This window comes from Novosphingobium sp. PhB55 (assembly GCF_004368805.1).
Taxonomy (GTDB): domain Bacteria; phylum Pseudomonadota; class Alphaproteobacteria; order Sphingomonadales; family Sphingomonadaceae; genus Novosphingobium.
On the sequence record NZ_SODQ01000008.1, the window covers coordinates 262,868 to 282,247 of the forward strand.

The window sequence follows — 19,380 nt, forward strand, 5'->3', positions numbered from 1 at the left end:
GGTTCGCCGCTTGAGGACCAGGGCCTGATTCGCCCTCGGCTCAGGCAACCCTGAACGCCGATGCCTGCGCTGCAAGGCGGTTCACTTCCTCGGTCAGTCCCCGCGCGGCAGCGGACGCCTGCTCCACCATGGCGGCATTCTGCTGCGTCGCAATGTTCATCGCGCCGATGGCCGCGGTAATCTCGCTGACCGACGTGGCGGAGGCGCGATTGCTGCGCGCCATGCCGCCCAGCAGGACATGGACTTGCGCCACGTCTCCGGCGATTCCTTCGAAAGCCCCGTCCACCCGCTCCACCGCGCCCAGGGCCGCGACGATTTCGGACTGCGTGACGGTCAGCTGCGCGCGGGCGCTGCGGGCTTCCTCTTCCGATCGCTTGGCCAATGCCGAGACGAGATCGGCCACGACCGCGAAGCCACGTCCTGCCTCACCGGCGCGCCCGGCCTCGACGGCCGCATTCATGGCTAGCACGCGGGTCTGGAACGCGATCTTGTCCAGCCCCTCGATCACACCGTCGATATTGGTGGCGCTGTCGGACACGCGGCGCATGGCGCCCACTGCCTCGGCCGCCACCGCGCGCCCACCGCTGACCGTGGCAATCGCCTCGTCGGCGCGGGTCACCGTTTCGGTTGCGGCCGTGGCACCCGATCGCAGGCCATTGTCGATCTCCAGCAGCGCCGCCGAACTCTGTTCGAGGCTGGCCGCGCTCGCTTCGGTGCGGCGGGCCAGGTCTTCGGAGGCCTGGGCGATCTCGAAAGAGCTGCCGCGGATGGCCGAAGTGCTGTCCCCGGTGGCGCCGATCATGCCGCGCAGCCCCGAGAGCGCCGAATTGTAATTCGTCCGCAGCGCCTCGTAAGTTTCCGGGAAGACCTGATCGATCTGCGCCGTGAGGTCGCCGGAAGACAAGTGCGCCAGGCTTTCGGCCAGACGCTCCACCACCTGCCGTTGCTCGCGGTCCGCGGCTTCCTTGGCCACCGCCGCCTCGCGGAACACCAGCAGGGCGCGCGCGATCCCGCCGATTTCGTCGGGTCGCTCGGTATCGACGATCTCGGTCTCGTTGTCGCCCTTGGCAAGGCGCATCATCGTGGCACTCGCGGTTTCCAGCGGTGCGAACAGCTTCCGGGCGCCGCGCATGCAGAGCGCCGCCGCAATGGCCGTGACGACGACGGCCAGCAGCAGGATGTGCCAGCCGAGACTGTCGACATTGCGGTAGAAGTCCTCGGCCGAGACGCCGACGAAAAGGATACCGATCACTTTGCCGTTGGCATCCTTGATGGGATCGTAGGCCGCGAAATAGCGGGTTCCCAGGATCTCGGTCTCGCCGCGATAGGATTCGCCCTTGCCGAGTACGGCGTCCTTCACCGGCCCGGCCGCGAGCCGCGTGCCCAGGGCCCGTGTTCCGTCCGGGTTCTGCACATTGGTCGCCACCCGCTGGTCGCCCATGAAGATCGTGGCGGTGCCGCCAACGAGTTCCTTCATTCGGTCTACCGCCGCATTGTTCGCGTTGAGCGGCGTCTCGCCGGCATAGAGCGCGTCGCCGCGCAGAGAATAGTTGAGACCGCTCCATTCGATCACCGACCAGGCCACGCGCATGTTCGTGTCCAGTCGCTCCTCTCCCTGGGTCCGCGCGTCGTCGACGAGAAGGACGCGGGTGCCGATGAAGAACACGGCGGATAGCAGGATGAGCGCACCCACTGTCATGAGGGTGACTTTGGTCGAGAGATGCTGGCGTTTCAGAAAGGCACGGATGGCGGTCATGGCGGTTCTCTGTTGGGGGGAGACGAGAGAAAGGCACCGCGCAGCACGAGCCGGGAGATGATCTCCCGGACCGGACGCGGCTGCAATCGTTATAGGACGATGATGCGGCCCCGCGCGGAAACCGGGCGAATTTTCATGATTTGCAACAAAGCTGCTGAACGACGCCGCGGGAACCATGCCGCAAAAAATGCGCTGATCTCGTCGGAGATGTCGTGATGGCCGCCAAGCTCAAGGTATTCCGCACCCCTATCGGTTTCCACGATGCCTATGTGGCCGCGCCGAGCCAGAAGGCGGCTCTGGCGGCGTGGGGCGCGGAAGCCGACCTCTTTGCGCGGGGGCAGGCGGAGAAAGTGACGGACCCCGAACTGGCCAGGGCGGCCCTGGCAGATCCGGGAAAAGTCGTCCGCGTGCCGCGCGGCAGCACGGATCAGCATCTTGCCGAAGCCGCCAGGACGCAGCCTCGCAAGTCGCCGCGAAAGGCCGTGGAGGCCCTCGGTTCTTCCGGCAAACCTGCTCCGAAAAAGCGCAAGGCTCCGCCGCCGAAGCCCAGTCGCGCCCAGCTTGATGCCGCCGAGGACGAAAGAGATCGGCAGGAGCGGGCGTTCGAGGCGGCGCTGCAGGATCTGGAAACGGAACGCGCCCGGATCGCGGCGGAGATCACGGAATTGCGACGTTCCCACGCCCAGCGACAGGACGCGCTGGATGCGCGTGCCGCGAAGGCCCGCCAGACCTACGATACCGCCATGGAGAAATGGCGAGACGCATGACCATGGCCCGATTAACGGCTGTGTATCCGCTAATGCTCTAAATCCATGGCAAAAAATTTGCTCAAAGAGTTCCTGGAGCGGCGAACACTGTTCGATCCGGCGGTAAATTCGCGTTTGGTTAATTTACAATTAGCATTGCTAAAAACCGCAGCCTTGCCGGATTCTTCGACAGTTATCGATAAACCGAATTAAGTACCCCTCCCCAAGAAATAACCGATGCGGCGGTTTTTCATTCCAAAATGGTCGGAACTTCACCGATTGTGGGTTGATTACGATTTCACGCACTGCGCCGCCGCATCCAGCCATTTCATTCGATTGCTGGAGCAGGACACCCGGCCAGCGGCTCTGGTCAGGTTGAAGCGGGATCGCGGCCGGGCTTTTGCCAACGCATTGCTTCCCACCGGGAGCGAGAGAGGAAAGAGAGGTGCCATCGTGTTGAGGACTGTCATTGCCGCAAGCGGTCTTTCGCTGGGCATGCTGGCCGCCGTGCCGGCGCACGCCGACATCAACGGGACGATCAACGCCACGATCACGCTGACCGCAGGGTGCATCATCAACGGCCAGAACTACGACGACGGTTCGGCCAATGTGAATTTCGGAACACTCGCCTTCGGATCGCAGAATACCCTGTTCACGCAAGTCGACGCCCAGGTGCTGAGCGGCGCTGCCGGCTTCACCGTTCAGTGCAGCAACGGCGTGACCCCCACGCTCTCCTTCAATGCCGGACAGAACGACGGATCGGGCGCCGGGGTGGGCGTTCACGCCATGGTCAACCAGGCCGCGCCCGGCCAGTTCGTTACCTACAACCTCTATAGCGACGCGGCGCGCAATGCCGTGATACCCGTGGGCGGAGACATCGTCCTGCCCAGCGACGGCTCCGTGCAGACAGTGAATGTCTACGGCCGCGCCTTCGGGGAGCCGGGCCTGACGCCGGGCTCTTATGCGGACATCGTCACGGTCGTCCTGGAACTCTAGGGAAGCGTCCCGAAATCGTCATGCCCTCCGACCGCCCTGCCGCGGCGGGAAGGCGTTCTGCGCCTGCCTTTCCCGCCTCCAGCGTCGCTCTTGCTGCCGGCGTCCTTGCGGCCGGGGCCACGTTTGGCGCCGCTGGCGCATGGGCGGCCACGACGGCGACATTCGACGTCACCGCCACGGTCACGCCGGGTTGCCTGGTCGACGGGCTTGGCTCCAGCGGCAATGCGGGACGGGTCGGCACGCTGGACTTCGGCACGGTCTCCACCTTTTCCACCCAGCAAAGGAGGGCCACCACCACCACCGGCCAGGCCATCCGGCTGCGCTGCACGCCGGGCGTGAACCTCATCATGACCATCGACGGCGGCACCCATGCCGCCTCGGGCCAGCGCAACCTTCAGCGCACCGGCACGACCACCGCGCGCATTCCCTATGCGCTCTGCCGCGATGCGGCCTGCACCCTGCCGATCGTGGCCGGCACGGCCTACGGCAACAGCATCGGCTCCACCAACAGCGAGGACGTGCGCCTTCCGATCTTTGCCGCGCTGACACCCTCCGGAACCATGCCGCCCGGAACCTATACCGACACCCTGACCGTCACGTTGACATGGTGACCAGCGCCCCCTTTTCGCCCCCTACCTCCGAGGAGCCACCGATGAAGGCCGCCGTTCTGTCGCTTAAACTCGCCCTCGGTGCCGCGATTGCCTCCAGCGTCCTGGCGCCGGCTGCCGGACCGGCGCTGGCCCAGTCGGCCGGCTCGCTGCTGCTCTGGCCGGTCAGCCCGGTGATCGAGGGCGACCAGCCTGCGGCCGCACTCTGGCTCGAAAATCCGGGGAAGGCGCCCATTACGCTGCAAGTCCGCGTCTATGCCTGGGCCCAGCAGAACGGCGAGAACGTCTATGCCGCCCAGAACGATATCCTGGGCACTCCGCCGATCCTCACCATAGCGCCGGGCGAGCGGCAACTGGTGCGCCTTACCCGCCTCGTCCCGCCGCCGAGCGTGCCCGAAAAGCCTTACCGCGTCGTGGTGGACCAGATCCCCACGTCCGATGCGCAGACCACGCCGGGCGCGGCGGTCACATTCCGCATGCGCTATTCGTTGCCGCTGTTTTCCTATGCCAGGCCCGAGGATGCCCGCAAGAAGGCGCCGGCTCCGCCGCCACGACTGGCCTGGCGCCCGGTATCCGAGGCGGGCGGCCGGTTCCTGGAGATCCGCAACAGCGGCGGCGGCCATGCCCGCCTGAGCGGCGTGGCCTTTTCGGGCAACGGCAAGCGCTCGAGCCTCAACGAGGGACTGTTCGGCTACGTCCTGCCCGGCGCGACGATGCGCTGGCCGCTGCCCGAAGGCGTCGACGCAGCCGGAGACCTGGAGGCGACCCTCAACGGCAAGGCGATGGCCCGGATCGAACGGCTGCCGGAATGACCGGCACATGACGACAGGGCCGGAATGAGCCGGAATGCCGGGAGCCTTACCGGATCGATCGCGCCCGGCCTGGATGTCGCGGACCGGCGGCATTCCCGCGATCACGGCGCTGGCGGGGCTCGCCCTGGCGCCGGAGTGCCTGGCTGCCCCCGCCCCGGCGATCGCCAGCGCGGCGCCCGGTCTTGACGTCTTCACCGAGCTTCCCCCGCCGCCCGAGCGGGTCGACTTCGACGCCGAGCAAAGGCTGGAACTGGAACTGCTGGTCAACGGCATGGACAGCGGCGTGGTGGCCTCGCTCATCAAGGCAGGGCCGCGTTTCCTGGTGCGGGCGGAAGACCTGCGCCGGGCCGGAATGGTGCTGCCCGTCACCGAGGAACGGATCTACCTCGACAGTCTCGACGGCGTTGTTGCGGATTATGACGCGGGGCGCCAGCAGCTTCATCTCACCGTCCTGCCGAAATACCTGCCGGCCCAGCGGATCGGCACGGAGCAAGGCGGCTTTCGCCCGGCCATGCGCGACATGGGCGCCCTGCTCAACTACGACGCTTATGCCACCGGCGGCGGCGGCATCGGTTTCCAGGCCTCGCTGTGGCACGAGGCGCGGATATTCGGACCCGCCGGCATCTTCTCCACCACGGGCGCCCTGCGCGTCGGCGGCGGGCCAGCCGCGCAAAGCCCCTACATGCGCTACGACACATATTGGCGCTGGTCGGACGAGCGCAGCATGACCACCGTGGAAGCGGGCGACGTCATCACCCGATCGCTGTCCTGGGCGCCCGCGGTTCGGCTCGGCGGCGCGCAAGTGTCCCGCGATTTCTCGGTCCGGCCCGACGTCATCACCTATCCGCTGCCCGAGTTCGCGGGCAATGCCGCCTTGCCCTCGACCGTGGACCTGGTGGTCAACGGCCAGCGGATCGCCGGCAGCCGCGTCAATCCCGGACCTTTCGCGCTCGACACCCTGCCGCCGATCTCCGGCAGCGGGCTGGCCAACCTGATCGTCACCGACGTCCATGGCCGCAGCGTGGTGACCTCCGTTCCGTTCTACGTCAGCAGTACCCTGCTGCGCGCCGGCTTCACCGACTATTCCATCGCCGCCGGAGCCTTTCGGCGCAATTACGGCCTGCGCAGCTTCGACTATGGCGCAGTGGCCGGCAGCGCCTATGCCCGCCACGGCCTGACGAGCGGACTGACGCTGGAAATGCGCGCCGAGACGACGCGGGACATGCATGTGCTCGGTGCCGGGGGCGTGGCGCGGATCGGCAATCTCGGCATCGTCAGCGCCTCCTACAGCCGCAGCTTCGGCACACGCGCGGGCGGGGAACTGGCAGTCGGCTACGAATATCAGGCGCGGACGTTCTCGCTCGGGCTGCGCCATACCCGGCATGACCGCGGCTACACCGATCTGGGCCGCCTGGAACGCGAGGACGAAGGCTGGGAACGCCAGACGGCGGCCACGGCCAGCCTCGCCCTGGGCAGCACCGGCACCCTGGGCGTGGGCGTCTTCGACTTGCGGCAGGAGAATGCCCGCAATGCCCGCTTCGCCAACCTCTCCTGGACGCTTCCGCTCTGGGGCCAGAGCCGCATCTACGCCGCGCTCTCGCGAGAATTCTCGGGCGGAAACGGCGAGCGGCGGAGCTGGTCGGGCGCATTGACCCTGACAGTGCCGCTCGGCACCGGCTCCGTCAGCGGCGGCCTGACGCGGGACGATCGCGGCAGGACCGGGCTGCGGGCGGACTACACGCGGCCGGTGCCCACGGACGGTGGGTTCGGCTGGAACGCCAGCGCCTACCGCGACTCCGGCGACAGCCCTTATCTGCGCGGCGACGTGGCCTGGCGCACGCAGCCCATCCAGCTTCGCGCGGGCGCTTATGGACAGCCGCACGGCGGCGCGGGGGACATGACCGGGTGGTTCGGCGCCAGTGGCGCGCTCGTCTTCATGGACGGCGGCCTGTTCGCCGCGAACCGCGTGACCGACGCTTTCGCCCTCGTTTCCACCAATGGCGAGGCCGGCATCCCCGTCCGCTACGAAAACCAGGTCATCGGCGAGACCGACCGCAACGGGCAACTCCTCGTTCCCGCCGCAAGCGCCTGGTATCCGGCGCATTACGACATCGACACGCTCGCCCTGCCCCCCAGCGTGCAGGCCGACCGGGTGAGCCAGCGCGTGGCGGTGGCGGCGGGCAGCGGCTACGTGGTGCGCTTCCCGGTGGCGCGCGTCGCCGCCGCGCGCGCGGTGATCGTCGATGCAGCGGGGCAGCCGCTTCCCGCAGGAACGCCGGTCACGCTGAACCGTGCGGCCAGAACCTACGTCGGGTGGGACGGCATGCTCTATCTCGAGAACGTCGCCCCGGAAAACGCGCTGGAAGTTGCCCTTCCCGAAGACGCGAGCTGCCGCGTCCAGTTCAGCGCCGGTCCGCCCCGCGATGACATCCTCGACCTGGGAACCCTGACATGTCGGCCCTGATAGCACGCCTGCTCCCTGCCCCTCTTGGCCGCCGACCTGCGAGCCGGTTCCTTTCCGCGCTCGCGCTGTTCCTCGCGCTCGCTCTCTCACCGCAGCGGGCCGCCGCCTGCACCGTATCCGCCGCCAGCACCAACCTCGGCAGCGTCAGTTCCTACAGCGTGGCCAGCACTGCCCAGCAGGGGAGCGGTTCGTCCGGACTGCAATGCGATGTCGCGCTAGCCCTGCTGGCGACCCACTACGTCGCCCTGCGCGTCGACGCCTCGACATTCCTGTTGACCGGGCCGAGCGGCCAGACGATCCCCTTCGTCGCCTCATTGGCGCAGAACGGCACGCCGCTGACCATCGGCACCTTGCAGAACCTGTCTTCGACAACGCTGCTCAGCCTCTTCAGCGGGACCAACAATTCGATCCCGATCTACTTCCGCACCACCGCGACATCCGCGCTCAGGGCCGGAACCTACACGGGGTTCCTCGATGTGCGCTGGTTCTATTCGGTCTGCACTCTGGGGGTGGCGGTCTGCTTGGCCTACGATTCCAGCCCCGGTTTCGTGCGGCCGCTTCTCGGTACGCCCACGAATTGGGGGACAGGCACGGCCGTGCGGATTTCCATCACCCTGGTCGTGCAGAACGACTGCATCATCACCGCGCCCACTGCCGCTTTCGGCTCGGCGCCGCTGGTGGGCAGCTTCAATCCCATCACGCGGACGATCCTGATCCGCTGCAGTGCCGGCACGGCCTACACGGTCGGCCTGGACGATGGCAGCAACGCGGCCAGCGGCCTACGCCGCATGCGTGCGGGCACCACCGCCAACTACCTCCAGTACGAAATCTACAAAACCGCCAGTTCCACCGACCGCTGGGGCGCGACCGGCTCCGCTCGCCGCAGCAGCGCCTCGGCAGACAGCAATGCCGGGACTTACGATTCGCTGACCTCGCAAGGCTATACCTACCGCGCGGCCCTCCTGCCGGGCCAGGTCACGCCGCCTGCCGGAGCCTATAGCGACACGATCCGCATCGATGTGGCCTTCTGATCGTCCGGGTCGGCGACTTGGCTTTTCCGTCGCGATACGATATAGTTGCATCAGGCATTCTTGGGAGAGGAGCCTTTCATGACGATCCTGACCATTCTTGGGCAAGCGATCCTGGAAATCACCGTCAGCGCCCTGCTCGTGACGGCGGCAACGGTCCTTTGCGTCAAGGCCGCGCTGCGCATGCATCACCCGATGGCGGCCGGACTGGGCCTGTCGGCGCTACTGGTCGCCGTGCTGGTACTGGGCGTGGGCAGAGGGAGCCTCTGGGCCACCACACTGACCTTCGGATGTGTCGCCGTGGCGGGTCTGCTGTTCTGGGCCACGAGCGGAACTGCCCGCGCCGAAAGCGCGAAGACGCGGCCCGTCGGTCAGGCGAAATGGCACTATCCCGCGCTGGTCGCCCGCATCAGCGAGGAACGGGATCCCACGCCTGCAGAGCTGCGTGCGCTGCTGCAAAGGGTCCGGTCGGAAGCCGAGCCTTCAGCGCGCGGGCGGCGGAGCGGATACCGCCGGATCAAGCGTATCGCCCGGCTGGCGACGCGCAAGCCCGGCTGAGCGCCGCGACCGCACATATTGCAGCAAGGGCTTCTCTATGCCGTAATGGCATGCAAGACCGCACGCCGTGGCTCCAGCCAGCAGGAACAGGTAGCAGGCCGCGAGATTCTCGGCGGGATCCAGTCCGGCGCGAAGCCATAGCTGCCAGGCCACCCCGATCCCCAGAAGGTGGAAGAGGTAAAGGCTGTAGGAGGCGTCGCCCAGCGCCGTGAGCACCCCCGGAACGCGTACAGGCTTGGCTGCCTGCCCTTCCCAGCCCGCCAGACCCGCAATCAGCAGGGCCGAGGGAACGCCGTAGGCTAGGCGGGCCAAACTGCCATAGCCGTCCATCCGCCCGGTTGCTTCCAGCATCCCGACCACCACCAGGAGCAGGGCCGAAAACGCCGCGAGGCGGCGGCCATGGTTGAGGCGGCCGGAGGCGACAGCAGCAGCGGCCATCATGCCGAACAGGAACTGCAGATTGAACACGCTGGTCAGGCGCGGAACGTCCAGTCCGCTCGGAACGAGCCCGCAGAACTGACTTATCCCCCAGCCCAGCCAGAGCGCCAGAAAGCACAGGCCGAGCCGCCGATTGAGGATCAGCAACGCGAAGGCGCCGTAGAACAGCATCTCGTGCTGAAGCGTCCAGGCGACGCCCAGCAAGGGGTCTTGAACCGTCGGCAGGAGACTGGCCGAAAGCGCCACGCCTGCCGCGGTCACTTCGTCCGCATGACGGGGAAGCATGAGCGCGATGGTCGCCGCCAGCGCCACCCAATAGATCGGCATGAGCCGGGCAAAGCGCTGCCAGACATAGCGCCGCAGGGCCTGCGGACGCCCGATGTCCGCCCGGTGGACTTGGAGGATGATGAATCCCGAGAGCACGAAGAACAGGTCCACCCCGGCATGGCCCGGCTGGGTCAGGCGCGTGATCGCGGACGCGTCCACGGCCTTACCGAGATGGCGCGCGGCATGGTAGGCCACGACCGCAAGGGCCGCCAACCCGCGCAGCGCTTGGATGCTCCAGAGCTTGCGGGGCGCCTGGCAGGCAGGAGAACCCGTCATGCGGTCACCGCGGGTTACGCGGCGAGATGACGGCGATCCAGCCATCGCCAAGCCGCCGGAAGTCCATGCCTTCCACCGCGAAGCCGGACTGGCGCAAATGCGCCGCCACCGCGCCCGCATCGAACTGACGCTTGCTGTCATGCTCGCCCCAGAACACGGTCGGGCATTCCTGCCCCATCGTTCGCGATCCAGCGGGCGCCAGCGCGAAACCGAAGGACTGCGCTATATAGCGATAGGCGAACGGCACGACTTGCGCATTGTCGAGCGGCTTCATCGCCATGACTTCGGCATTCCAGAACGGGTCGGTATGCACGACGGTGCCGGGGCAGAGCGCGACCTCGCGCGCAATCGCCCGCCCGGTATTCAGCCAGCTGATCCGCTCCACCGCCAGCGGCACGTTCTGGAACAGGGCCCAGACCGTCGCCGCCAGTCCCGAGACGAGCGCCAGCGAACGCCAGTGCGGCGCAAGCCCTTCCAGCAACCTCCCGCCCGCCAGCCCCATGCCCACGCAAAGGGCGGCAACCAGCGCCATGAGATATTTCTCGACCAGGATCGGCCGCAGGAGGTGGAGGACCACCAGCCCGCCAGCGGCCAGAACCACGCCTGCCCCGAGAAGCGCCAGGGCACCCGCCTCGCCGCGCGGTCTCTTCAGGACCAGCACGTCCCGGGCGAGCAATCCGGCCCCGGCAAGCGCGCCGACCAGCACCAACGGGTTCGCTTCCAATGTCCGCAGCAACGCCCATTCGACCGACCAGCGGGCGGAATCGAACCCCGGCTCGATCCAGAACACCGCCGTATTGGCAAGCCAGACCGGCAGCTGGAGCGCTGTCACGGCCGCAAAGACCAGCCCTCCCGCCACGACCGGCGCGCCGACCGCGCGCACTTCAGCCCCCTTGCGCCGCAGCGCGGCCGCGAAAAGGAACGGCACGGCGATCGCGGCGCAGGCCAGCGAGGTGATGATATGGGTGTTGAACGCCAGCAGCGCGGCGGCCCAGAATGCCGTCTGGCGACCCTTCCCCCCCGCCGCGCCGGTCAACCGGATCGCGCAGAGGCCCAGGGCGAACACGGTCCCGGCGCAGAGCGAGAGGAAGTAGGAGCGCAGCTCGCTGCCCGCGATCAATGCCCAGGGATTGGCGGCAAGCGCCAGCGTGGTCACCGTGGCGGCCGGTGCGAGCCGAGGAACATCGCGCACGATGACGGCTGCCCCTGCCAGAGCCAGCGCGCCGAGCGCGACGTTGAGCAGGCGGTGCTGCGCAATCGACCCCAGCCACGATGTCGCCCGGGCCAGGATGTAGTAAAGCGGCGGATGATTGTCGGCCATCCAGCTCTCGCGCAGCGCGGTGATCCAGGACAGGCCGGGGCGGGTCACGAACTGGGTGTAGAACTCGTCGTACCACGGCCCGCGTTCAAGGCAGGTCCAGACGAGCGCAAGGCCCAGCAGCAGCACCGCGGCGAACACCACTATCCGGTCAGACCAACGCGCCAAGAAACAAGCTCCGCAAAGTCGCGTCCCGACAAGGTCGCTGCAACGGCGTGTAGCGTGGCTTGGCGAATGAAGCGTTAACTCTGCCCGCCGCGCCCACGGAACGGTCCTGGCATGGCAGCGGCATCGCAAGCGATTGAAACCAGGGCGCTGGGCGGGCTAGGACCGGTTCATGTGGAGAACCTCCTATGCCGCCGTCGCGGCCCTCTTTTCCGTCCTTCCGGGCGCGGCGCTGGCCAACGATTCCTCTGCGCAGCTTGCTGCCGGCGGGCTGGTCCTGACCAAAAGCGATGCCATCGAGATGCGTACCGAGGACCTGGAAATCTCGCGGTCGGCCGTCAAGGTGCGCTACACGTTCGTCAATACCAGCGGCAAGGACGTGGTCAGCCGCGTGGCTTTCCCCCTGCCGGCCGTGGGCGGCCGCGCCTTCTTCGAGGTGGACATCGCGATCCCGGTGGACTCGCCCGACAACTTCCTGGGTTTCCGGACAAAGGTGGACGGCAAGCCGGTGACCATGGAGATCGAACAGAAGGCCATGGCCGGCAAGGTCGACCGCGCCGCCTGGCTGCGCGCCCATGCGGTGCCGCTGGCGCCTCATCTTGGCCCCGCGCAGGGGGCAGTGGACCGCCTTGCCCCCTCCGCGCGCGCGGAAGCCGAGCGGCTTGGCCTTGTCGATGCCGACGGCTATCCCGGCTGGACGCTGGAAACGACCTACCACTGGATGCAGCGCTTTCCCGCCGGCGTGCCCGTCGTCGTCGAGCATCGCTACCAGCCCTCGGTGGGCGGTACGGTCGGCACCTTGCTCGGCAGCGATCCCGAGCCGCAGGCCGTGCGGAACTATTGCATAGAGCCAGCGCTGCTCGCCACCTTGCGCCGGGCGGAAGCGGCGAAAATCATCTACTCGGAGGCCTGGCTGGACTACATCCTGGTGACGGCCGGGAACTGGAAGAAACCGATCGGCCGCTTTCGCCTGGTGGTCGACAAGGAGCGCCCCGAGGATCTCGTCAGCTTCTGCGGAGCAGGCGTGCGCAAGATCGGTGCGACCCGTTTCGAGATGACGAAGACGGACTGGCGACCGGAACGCGACCTCTCGATCCTGTTCCTGCAACGCCGCACCGGCGATCAGGCTTCGGAGTAAGACGCTAAAAAGGCGAAAAACGTCGCCTCTTGCGCCCCTTGCGGGAACCGGCAACATTTCCGGGAGTTCTGCATTTCGCCGTGTCCCGACTGCGGATAGGCTAAAGCCTTGGCGGGGCCGGGCGCACTCGGGGTCGCGCGCCTATGGGTGGGGCACGGGCGGGTGGGCGCACAGGAGGTGGGGTCGATGAAACACGGCGAGTACGAGGCCGAAGGGTTCCTGTCCCACGGCGGAGATCTCGCACGCCGTATCGCCGCGCATGACTGGAGCGCGACGGCGCTTGGCCCGATCGCCGGCTGGCAAGCCAGCCTGAAGCAGACCGTGGGCTTCATGCTGCCTTCCCCCGTGCCGCTGGTGCTGCTCTGGGGCGAGAGCGGCGTCATGATCTACAACGATGCCTATTCCCACTTCGCCGGCGCGCGGGACAGCCGCCTGCTCGGTTCGAACGTGCGTGACGGCTGGGAGGAAGTGGCGGACTTCAACGACAACGTCATGAAAGTGGGCCTCTCCGGCGGCACGCTCAGCTATCGCGACCATGTGCTGACCCTGCACCGCCACGGGCGCCCGGAGGAGGTCTGGCTCAACCTCGACTATTCCCCCGTCCCCGGCGACGACGGCGTCCCGGCGGGCGTGATCGCGGTCGTGGTGGAAACGACCGAGGCTCATGCCGCACGCCAGGCCTTGCAGCAGAGCGAGACCCGCTTGCGCTTCCTCGACGATCTGGGCCGGGCCGTGCGCGACAGCCGCGATGCCGACCAGATCCTGGCGACCACGACACGCATGACCGCCCAGCATCTGGGGCTGTCAAACTGCGCCTATGCCGACATGGACCGCGACGGCGACGGCTTCACCATTCGCGGCGACTGGCACGCAGCCGGTTCGCCATCCATCGTCGGCCACTACAGCCTTGCCGATTTCGGCGTGCGCGCGGTGCAGGACCTCAATGCCGGGCGGCCGCTCATCATCGCCGACAACCGCCGCGAACTCGCGCCCGAGGAAGCCGAGACGTTCGAGAATATCGGCATTGCCGCCACGGTCTGCATGCCGCTGGTGAAACAGGGCCACCTGATCGCGCTGATGGCGATCCACGACCGCAAGCCGCACGACTGGAGCGACTACGAACTCGGCGTCATCCGCGAAGTGACCGAAAGGTCGTGGGCGCACGTCCAGCGCGTGGGCGCGGAGGGGCAGCTGCGCGAACGGGAAGTGTTCAACCGCCAGATCCTGGACAGCGCGATAGACTACGGCATCGTCGCCACCGATCCCGATGGCCGCATCACTCTGTGGAACGCGGGCGCTGCCGCCATGCTCGGCTGGAGCGAGCAGGAAATGCTGGGCCAACCGATGGCCACGTTCTTCACCCCCGAGGACCGCGCACTCGGCCGTCCCGCGGCGAAGCGCAAGGAAGCGCTGGAGACCGGCCGCGCCCATGATGCGCGCTGGCACTTGCGTAAGTCGGGAGAGCGGTTCTGGGGTCTCAGCGAAATGACCCCGCTGCGCGGCCCCGCCGACGAGGCGATCGGCTTCGTCAAGCTCATGCGCGACCGGACACCCGAACACCGGGCCCGCCAGGCACTGGAGGAGAGCGAAGAACGGCTCCGCCGCGCGCAGCGCGCGGGCGGGGTGGGTCTCTTCGCCATCGACATCGCGGCCAACAAGATCGACGGCACCGAGGAATTCTGGCGCATCTTCGGTATCGATCCCGGCACCCAGCCGGGCGGATCGCCGCCGACCGAGCTGATCGAGGGCCTTGTCGTCCCGGAAGACCGGTACCTCGTATCCACCTGGATCCGGCGCCAGCAGGGAGCGACCCAGCTCGACGTGGAATACCGGGTCCACCGCGCCGACACCGACGAAGAGCGGGTGATCGCCCGCAAGGCCGAGTTCGAGTTCGACAGCGAGGGCCGCCCTGCCCGCATGATCGGCGTGGTGCAGGACGTCACCGACCGCCGCCGCATCCAGCGCGCGCTCGAAAAGAGCGAGGCGCAGTTCAGCACGCTGGCGCAGAACATGCCCAACCAGGTCTGGACCGCGCGGGCGGACGGCCAGATCGACTGGTTCAACGAGCGTGTCTACGCCTATACCGGACGTACCCGCGAAAGCCTGGGCAACGATGGCTGGAACGCGGTGCTTCACCCTGACGACCGGGAGGATGCCCGGACGAAATGGGCCCACTCGGTAAAGACCGGCGAAGTTTTCGAGACCGAGTTCCGGCTGCTCGACGCGCAGGAAGGCTATCGCTGGCACCTCTCCCGCGCGCTGCCGCTCGTCGATGCCCAGGGCGAGACCACGGCCTGGATCGGCACCAATACCGAGATCGAGGCCCAGAAACAGGCCGAGGCCGCCTTTGCGCAGGATCGCGACCGGCTCTGGTCGATCAGCCGCGACCTCATGCTGGTCTGCGACCATGCCGGCCTGATCACGGCGGTCAACCCTTCCGCCGAGAGGCTGCTGGGCTGGCATGAGGGCGAAATGCTGGGCCGCCGGATCGCCGCTTTCGTCCATCCCGACGACCGCGCCGTTACCGCCTCGGCCCTGACGCGGCTGGCGAGCAGTTCGGGCCTGTTCAATCCGGACCCTGAGGAAGGGGAAGCGGACCAGGGAGGACCGGGCGCGGGCGAAGCTGGCGCGCCGGACCGGGGCTCCGCCGGGATGCTCGCTTTCGAAAACCGTCATCGCACGCGCGGCGGCGACTACCGCCTGATTGCCTGGACCGCCGTGCCGGACGGTGGCCGCATTCACGCCGTGGGCCGCGATGTCACCGAACAGCGCGCCATGGAGGATGCGCTTCGCCAGAGCCAGAAGATGGAGGCGGTCGGCCAGTTGACCGGGGGCATTGCCCATGATTTCAACAACCTGCTCCAGGGCATCACCGGCAGCCTGGACATGATGCACAACCGCCTGGCGCAAGGGCGTACCGGCGATCTCGAACGCTGGCTGCAAGGCGCCAAGGCCTCCGCCGAGCGCGCCGCCTCGCTGACGCACCGCCTGCTGGCGTTCTCGCGCCGCCAGCCGTTGGACCCGCGCCCGGTCCGCGCGAACCCGCTGATCGCCTCGATGGAGGACATGCTGCGGCGGACGCTGGGAGAGCACATCAAGCTGGAGTTCGGGCTTTCCGAAGGGCTCTGGCAGACCCGCTGCGATCCCAACCAGCTCGAAAGCGCGATCCTCAACCTGGTCATCAATGCCCGCGATGCCATGCCGGACGGGGGCAAGCTGACCATCGAGACGTGCAACGCCCATTTCGACGACCAATCCGTCGTCCAGCAGCGCGACCTGCGGCCCGGGCAATATGTCTGCATCGCCATCAGCGATACCGGCGTGGGCATGACGCGCGAAGTAAGCGATCGGGCCTTCGAACCGTTCTTCACCACCAAGCCGATGGGACAGGGAACCGGGCTCGGCCTCTCGATGATCTACGGCTTTGCACGGCAGTCCGAAGGCTATGCCCGGATCTATTCCGAGGAAGGCATGGGCACCAGCGTCAAGCTCTTCTTGCCACGCCATCGCGGCGTCGAAGAAGCGGACGAGCATGCCGGACATGCGGGCCACCTGCCCGCAGCGGTCGAAGGCGAAGTCGTGCTGGTGGTCGAGGACGAGGCCGTGGTGCGCGGCCTCATCATAGAAGTGCTGGACGAACTCGGCTACAAGGCCATCGAGGCGGCGGACGGGCCCTCCGGCCTGGAAATACTGCAATCCGACCAGCGCATCGACCTGCTCATCACCGACATCGGCCTGCCCGGCCTGAATGGCCGCCAGGTTGCCGATGGCGGCCGCTCCGCGCGGCCCGGCCTGAAAGTGCTGTTCATGACCGGCTATGCCGAGAACGCCGCGCTTGCCGCCGGATTTCTGGAACCGGGCATGGCCATGATAACAAAGCCCTTCGCCATGGATGCACTGGCGAAGCGGATACGCGAAAGCATCGAGGATTGACGCAAATGATCGAGGGGAACCCCGAAGTGGAAGGGCTGCGCGTTCTGGTGGCCGAAGACGAAATTCTGGTGGCGATGCTGCTGGAGGAAATGCTCGACGACCTGGGCTGCCGCGTGGTCGGTCCTTACGCCACCCTCGCCTCGGCACTGGAAGCGGGGCGCGACGAAGAGTTCGACGTGGCCGTCATCGACATGAACCTGGCCGGCGAGCGCGCCGATCCCATCATCGCCGAGCTGGGTGCCCGCGCGGTGCCCTTCGCCATCGCCAGTGGCGGCGGCAATTGGGATCTGCCCCATCCGCCGGCCTTCATGCTGAACAAGCCCTATACTTTCGCGCAGCTGACGGAAGCCCTGAAAGCGCTGGAGCAGGCCCGGGGCTGAGCCGGGGTTTTCCTCCCGGAGCCTTCGACCTGCTTTCAGGACCTTGCCAGCCAATTCCCATAACCGTCCGCTCGTTCCGCCCGGTGCTGCGGCAGGACGACCAGCAAGAGGGCGCATCCCGATGTCGACAACCCCGCCACCCGTCGCCCCCGACCGCCGCCAGCGGCTGAAGGCCATTGTCGCGGGCTCCACCGGCAATCTGGTCGAGTGGTACGATTGGTACGCCTATTCGGCCTTCACGCTCTACTTCGCGCCGCACTTCTTCCCGGACGAGGACCGGACCGCCCAGCTTCTGAGCGCGGCGGCGATCTTCGCGGTCGGGTTTCTGATGCGCCCGGTCGGCGCCTGGTTGATGGGCGTCTATGCCGACCGCAAGGGCCGCAAGAGCGGGCTCACGCTGTCGGTGGCGCTGATGTGCGCGGGGTCGCTGCTGATCGCGGTGACGCCGTCCTACCAGTCCATCGGCATCGGCGCGCCGCTGCTGCTGGTGCTGGCGCGGCTGATGCAGGGCCTTTCCGTTGGGGGCGAATATGGCGCCAGCGCCACCTACCTCTCCGAGATGGCCGGACGCGACCGGCGCGGGTTCTTTTCCAGCTTCCAGTACGTCACGCTGATTGCCGGGCAGCTCGTTGCGATCTGCGTCCTGCTGGTGCTCCAGGCGCTGCTGACCGAGGCCCAGCTCGATGCCTGGGGCTGGCGCATTCCCTTCGTGATCGGCGGCGCCCTGGCGGTTCTGGTGTTCCGCCTGCGCCGGGGCATGGCCGAGACGCACAGCTTCGAGAAAGCCCGTGCCGAGGGGGCACCGCAGTCCGGCTTCCTCGAACTGATCCGCCATCACCCGCGAGAAACCCTGACGGTCATGTTGCTGACGGCGGGCGGCACGATCGCGTTCTACGCCTATTCGATCTACATGCAGAAGTTCCTGGTCAACACCAGCGGCCTCAGCCGCGAGACCGCTTCCGAGATCAACGGCGTGACGCTCTTCGTGTTCATGCTGCTCCAGCCGCTGGCCGGCGCCCTGTCCGACCGGGTGGGCCGCAAGCCGCTGATGATCGGCTTCGGAGTATTCGGCGTGCTCTGCACATACCCGATCTTCGCCACGCTTGCGGAAACCCGCAATCCCCTGGTCGCCGGGCTGCTGGTGATGGCCGGGCTGGTGATCGTCACCGGCTATACCTCGATCAATGCCGTGGTGAAGGCCGAGCTGTTCCCCGCCCATATCCGCGCGCTGGGCGTTGCCCTGCCCTATGCCCTGGCCAACACCATGTTCGGCGGCACGGCCGAATTCGTAGCCCTGTGGTTCAAGCAGGCAGGCATGGAGCAGGCCTTCTACATCTACGTCTCGGTCATGATCGCCATCTCGCTGGTGGTCTATGTGCGAATGCGCGAGACGCGGCATCACGGGCTCATCCTCGAAGACTAGAGCGTTCCGATCGCGCGCGGCCCAACTTGCGCTTCACCTCGGCCGCCCGGCGCGAGGACGCCGTTTGCTTGCCCGAAAGCGCAGCCACCCTCTGCCCCATTGCCGGGGCGGAGGGTCACCGGTTCTCCAACACTTTCGAGGTCAGCGCCACCAGATCGCCGATCGGCTCCTGGTCCTCGCGCGCATAGAGCGAGACGACCATCGGCGTAGCCTCGCCCAGGCCGTCGACCCGGCGAAGCCCCTGCCCCTGCGTCACCGAAATCGGCAGCAGCGAAATCCCCATGCCCGCAGAGACCGCCGCAAGCACGCTCTGCAGGCTGCTGCCGGAAAAGGCGACGTACCAGCGGCGGCCGATGGCCTCCAGTTCGCGGAACATCGTGTCGCGGTAGAGGCCGCCATTGGGAAACGTTACCAAGGGCAGAGGATCGCGCGCCTCCACCGCGTGGCCGGGACCGGCAAACCAGCCCAGCGGCTCCGGGAAGCTGGCGCGGCAATCCGCGGCGGGCTGGTCTTCCTTGACGACGACGATGTCGAATTCCCCCTGCCGGTACCGCACGGCCAGATCGCGGCTCAGCCCGGTGACCACGTCCAGCCTGATCCGGCTGTTGCGGGCCGCGAAACGCGCCAGACCCTGCGCCATGGCCAGCGTCGCCAGATCTTCCGGCATGCCGATGGAGATCGCCGCCGTGCCCGCCGGATCGCGCAGCAGGCTCTGTGCTTCCTCATCGAGCTGCAGGATGCGGCGGGCGTGGCCCAGCAGGCGTTCGCCCATCGGCGTCGGACGCACCGGCCGCGCGGCGCGATCGATCAGGGCATGGCCCGCCATGTCTTCCAATCGCCCGAGTTGCTGGCTTATCGTCGACTGCGTCATGCCCAGTCGCTCTGCCGCGCGCGTGAAATGGCCGGTATCGGCAATGGCGACGAAACTGCGCAGGAGACGGGGATCGAGCATAAGTTCATTCATAGAACGAATGATGCACATGCCAATATCTAATTTGTGAATGATAACGCGAC

At 67.2% G+C, this 19,380-nt stretch carries 15 protein-coding genes; 11 read left to right on the forward strand and 4 right to left on the reverse strand.

The window, feature by feature from the left end; genetic code table 11:
* Positions 1-40: 40 nt before the first annotated feature.
* A complete protein-coding gene (locus EDF57_RS20745; protein WP_243841180.1) occupies positions 41-1,756 on the reverse strand; it encodes a methyl-accepting chemotaxis protein in 1,716 nt (571 codons plus the stop codon).
* 215 nt (positions 1,757-1,971) lie between these two features.
* Between EDF57_RS20745 and EDF57_RS25855 the strand changes: the two genes are divergently transcribed.
* The 7 genes from EDF57_RS25855 (at position 1,972) to EDF57_RS20780 (ending at position 8,968) form a co-directional block, all read left to right on the forward strand.
* Positions 1,972-2,523 carry a hypothetical protein gene (locus tag EDF57_RS25855; RefSeq protein ID WP_208324914.1) on the forward strand — a complete coding sequence of 184 codons (552 nt, stop codon included), beginning with the start codon at positions 1,972-1,974 and terminating at the stop codon, positions 2,521-2,523.
* A 432-nt stretch (positions 2,524-2,955) separates the two neighbouring features.
* Complete coding sequence (locus tag EDF57_RS20755; RefSeq protein ID WP_165921394.1) at positions 2,956-3,498, forward strand: spore coat U domain-containing protein; 543 nt, start codon at positions 2,956-2,958, stop codon at positions 3,496-3,498.
* Between the two features lie 20 nt (positions 3,499-3,518).
* Positions 3,519-4,109, forward strand: coding sequence for a spore coat U domain-containing protein (locus EDF57_RS20760; RefSeq protein WP_134095625.1), 591 nt, complete (start codon positions 3,519-3,521; stop codon positions 4,107-4,109).
* Positions 4,110-4,150: 41 nt separating this feature from the next.
* Positions 4,151-4,918, forward strand: a complete 768-nt coding sequence (locus tag EDF57_RS20765; protein ID WP_166675335.1) for a molecular chaperone — start codon at positions 4,151-4,153, stop codon at positions 4,916-4,918.
* Positions 4,919-4,991: 73 nt separating this feature from the next.
* Positions 4,992-7,382 carry a fimbria/pilus outer membrane usher protein gene (locus EDF57_RS20770; RefSeq protein WP_166675336.1) on the forward strand — a complete coding sequence of 797 codons (2,391 nt, stop codon included), beginning with the start codon at positions 4,992-4,994 and terminating at the stop codon, positions 7,380-7,382.
* Positions 7,370-8,413, forward strand: a complete 1,044-nt coding sequence (locus tag EDF57_RS20775) for a spore coat U domain-containing protein (protein ID WP_134095628.1) — start codon at positions 7,370-7,372, stop codon at positions 8,411-8,413. The genes EDF57_RS20770 and EDF57_RS20775 overlap by 13 nt, the downstream gene beginning before the upstream one ends.
* A gap of 78 nt (positions 8,414-8,491) precedes the next feature.
* Entirely contained in the window at positions 8,492-8,968 is a 477-nt protein-coding gene (locus EDF57_RS20780; protein ID WP_134095629.1) for a hypothetical protein, read from the forward strand.
* On the opposite strand, the gene EDF57_RS20785 is transcribed toward EDF57_RS20780, so the two are convergent.
* A complete protein-coding gene (locus EDF57_RS20785) occupies positions 8,894-10,009 on the reverse strand; it encodes an acyltransferase (protein WP_166675337.1) in 1,116 nt (371 codons plus the stop codon). The genes EDF57_RS20780 and EDF57_RS20785 overlap by 75 nt on opposite strands.
* A 4-nt stretch (positions 10,010-10,013) precedes the next feature.
* On the reverse strand, positions 10,014-11,495 hold the full coding sequence (locus EDF57_RS25605) for a hypothetical protein (protein WP_166675338.1): 1,482 nt from the start codon (positions 11,493-11,495) through the stop codon (positions 10,014-10,016).
* 169 nt (positions 11,496-11,664) lie between these two features.
* Between EDF57_RS25605 and EDF57_RS20790 the strand changes: the two genes are divergently transcribed.
* The 4 genes from EDF57_RS20790 to EDF57_RS20805 all read left to right on the forward strand — a co-directional run bounded on the left by EDF57_RS20790 (position 11,665) and on the right by EDF57_RS20805 (position 18,366).
* On the forward strand, positions 11,665-12,630 hold the full coding sequence (locus EDF57_RS20790) for a DUF4424 domain-containing protein (protein WP_134095631.1): 966 nt from the start codon (positions 11,665-11,667) through the stop codon (positions 12,628-12,630).
* Positions 12,631-12,816: 186 nt separating this feature from the next.
* The gene (locus tag EDF57_RS20795) at positions 12,817-16,563 is read left to right on the forward strand and encodes a PAS domain S-box protein (RefSeq protein WP_134095632.1); all 3,747 of its coding nucleotides are present in this window, start codon (positions 12,817-12,819) and stop codon (positions 16,561-16,563) included.
* Positions 16,564-16,568: 5 nt separating this feature from the next.
* Complete coding sequence (locus EDF57_RS20800; protein WP_132265926.1) at positions 16,569-16,943, forward strand: response regulator; 375 nt, start codon at positions 16,569-16,571, stop codon at positions 16,941-16,943.
* A gap of 121 nt (positions 16,944-17,064) precedes the next feature.
* Positions 17,065-18,366: an MFS transporter gene (locus EDF57_RS20805; RefSeq protein ID WP_134095633.1), complete on the forward strand. Its 1,302-nt coding sequence runs from the start codon at positions 17,065-17,067 to the stop codon at positions 18,364-18,366.
* Positions 18,367-18,481: 115 nt separating this feature from the next.
* Here EDF57_RS20805 and EDF57_RS20810 read toward each other — a convergent pair whose 3' ends face one another.
* Positions 18,482-19,330 (reverse strand): LysR family transcriptional regulator, encoded by an 849-nt coding sequence (locus EDF57_RS20810; protein ID WP_243841181.1) that lies wholly within the window; start codon positions 19,328-19,330, stop codon positions 18,482-18,484.
* Positions 19,331-19,380 lie beyond the last annotated feature (50 nt).

Bases quoted from the DNA above. Each gene is read 5' to 3' on its own strand.
- EDF57_RS20785 (WP_166675337.1), bottom strand. From the start codon at position 10,009: ATGACGGGTTCTCCTGCCTGCCAGGCGCCCCGCAAGCTCTGGAGCATC.
- EDF57_RS20745 (WP_243841180.1), bottom strand. From the start codon at position 1,756: ATGACCGCCATCCGTGCCTTTCTGAAACGCCAGCATCTCTCGACCAAA.
- EDF57_RS20805 (WP_134095633.1), top strand. From the start codon at position 17,065: ATGTCGACAACCCCGCCACCCGTCGCCCCCGACCGCCGCCAGCGGCTG.
- EDF57_RS25855 (WP_208324914.1), top strand. From the start codon at position 1,972: ATGGCCGCCAAGCTCAAGGTATTCCGCACCCCTATCGGTTTCCACGAT.
- EDF57_RS20770 (WP_166675336.1), top strand. From the start codon at position 4,992: ATGTCGCGGACCGGCGGCATTCCCGCGATCACGGCGCTGGCGGGGCTC.
- EDF57_RS20810 (WP_243841181.1), bottom strand. From the start codon at position 19,330: ATGAATGAACTTATGCTCGATCCCCGTCTCCTGCGCAGTTTCGTCGCC.
- EDF57_RS20760 (WP_134095625.1), top strand. From the start codon at position 3,519: ATGCCCTCCGACCGCCCTGCCGCGGCGGGAAGGCGTTCTGCGCCTGCC.
- EDF57_RS20780 (WP_134095629.1), top strand. From the start codon at position 8,492: ATGACGATCCTGACCATTCTTGGGCAAGCGATCCTGGAAATCACCGTC.
- EDF57_RS20775 (WP_134095628.1), top strand. From the start codon at position 7,370: ATGTCGGCCCTGATAGCACGCCTGCTCCCTGCCCCTCTTGGCCGCCGA.
- EDF57_RS20795 (WP_134095632.1), top strand. From the start codon at position 12,817: ATGAAACACGGCGAGTACGAGGCCGAAGGGTTCCTGTCCCACGGCGGA.
- EDF57_RS20800 (WP_132265926.1), top strand. From the start codon at position 16,569: ATGATCGAGGGGAACCCCGAAGTGGAAGGGCTGCGCGTTCTGGTGGCC.
- EDF57_RS20765 (WP_166675335.1), top strand. From the start codon at position 4,151: ATGAAGGCCGCCGTTCTGTCGCTTAAACTCGCCCTCGGTGCCGCGATT.
- EDF57_RS20790 (WP_134095631.1), top strand. From the start codon at position 11,665: ATGTGGAGAACCTCCTATGCCGCCGTCGCGGCCCTCTTTTCCGTCCTT.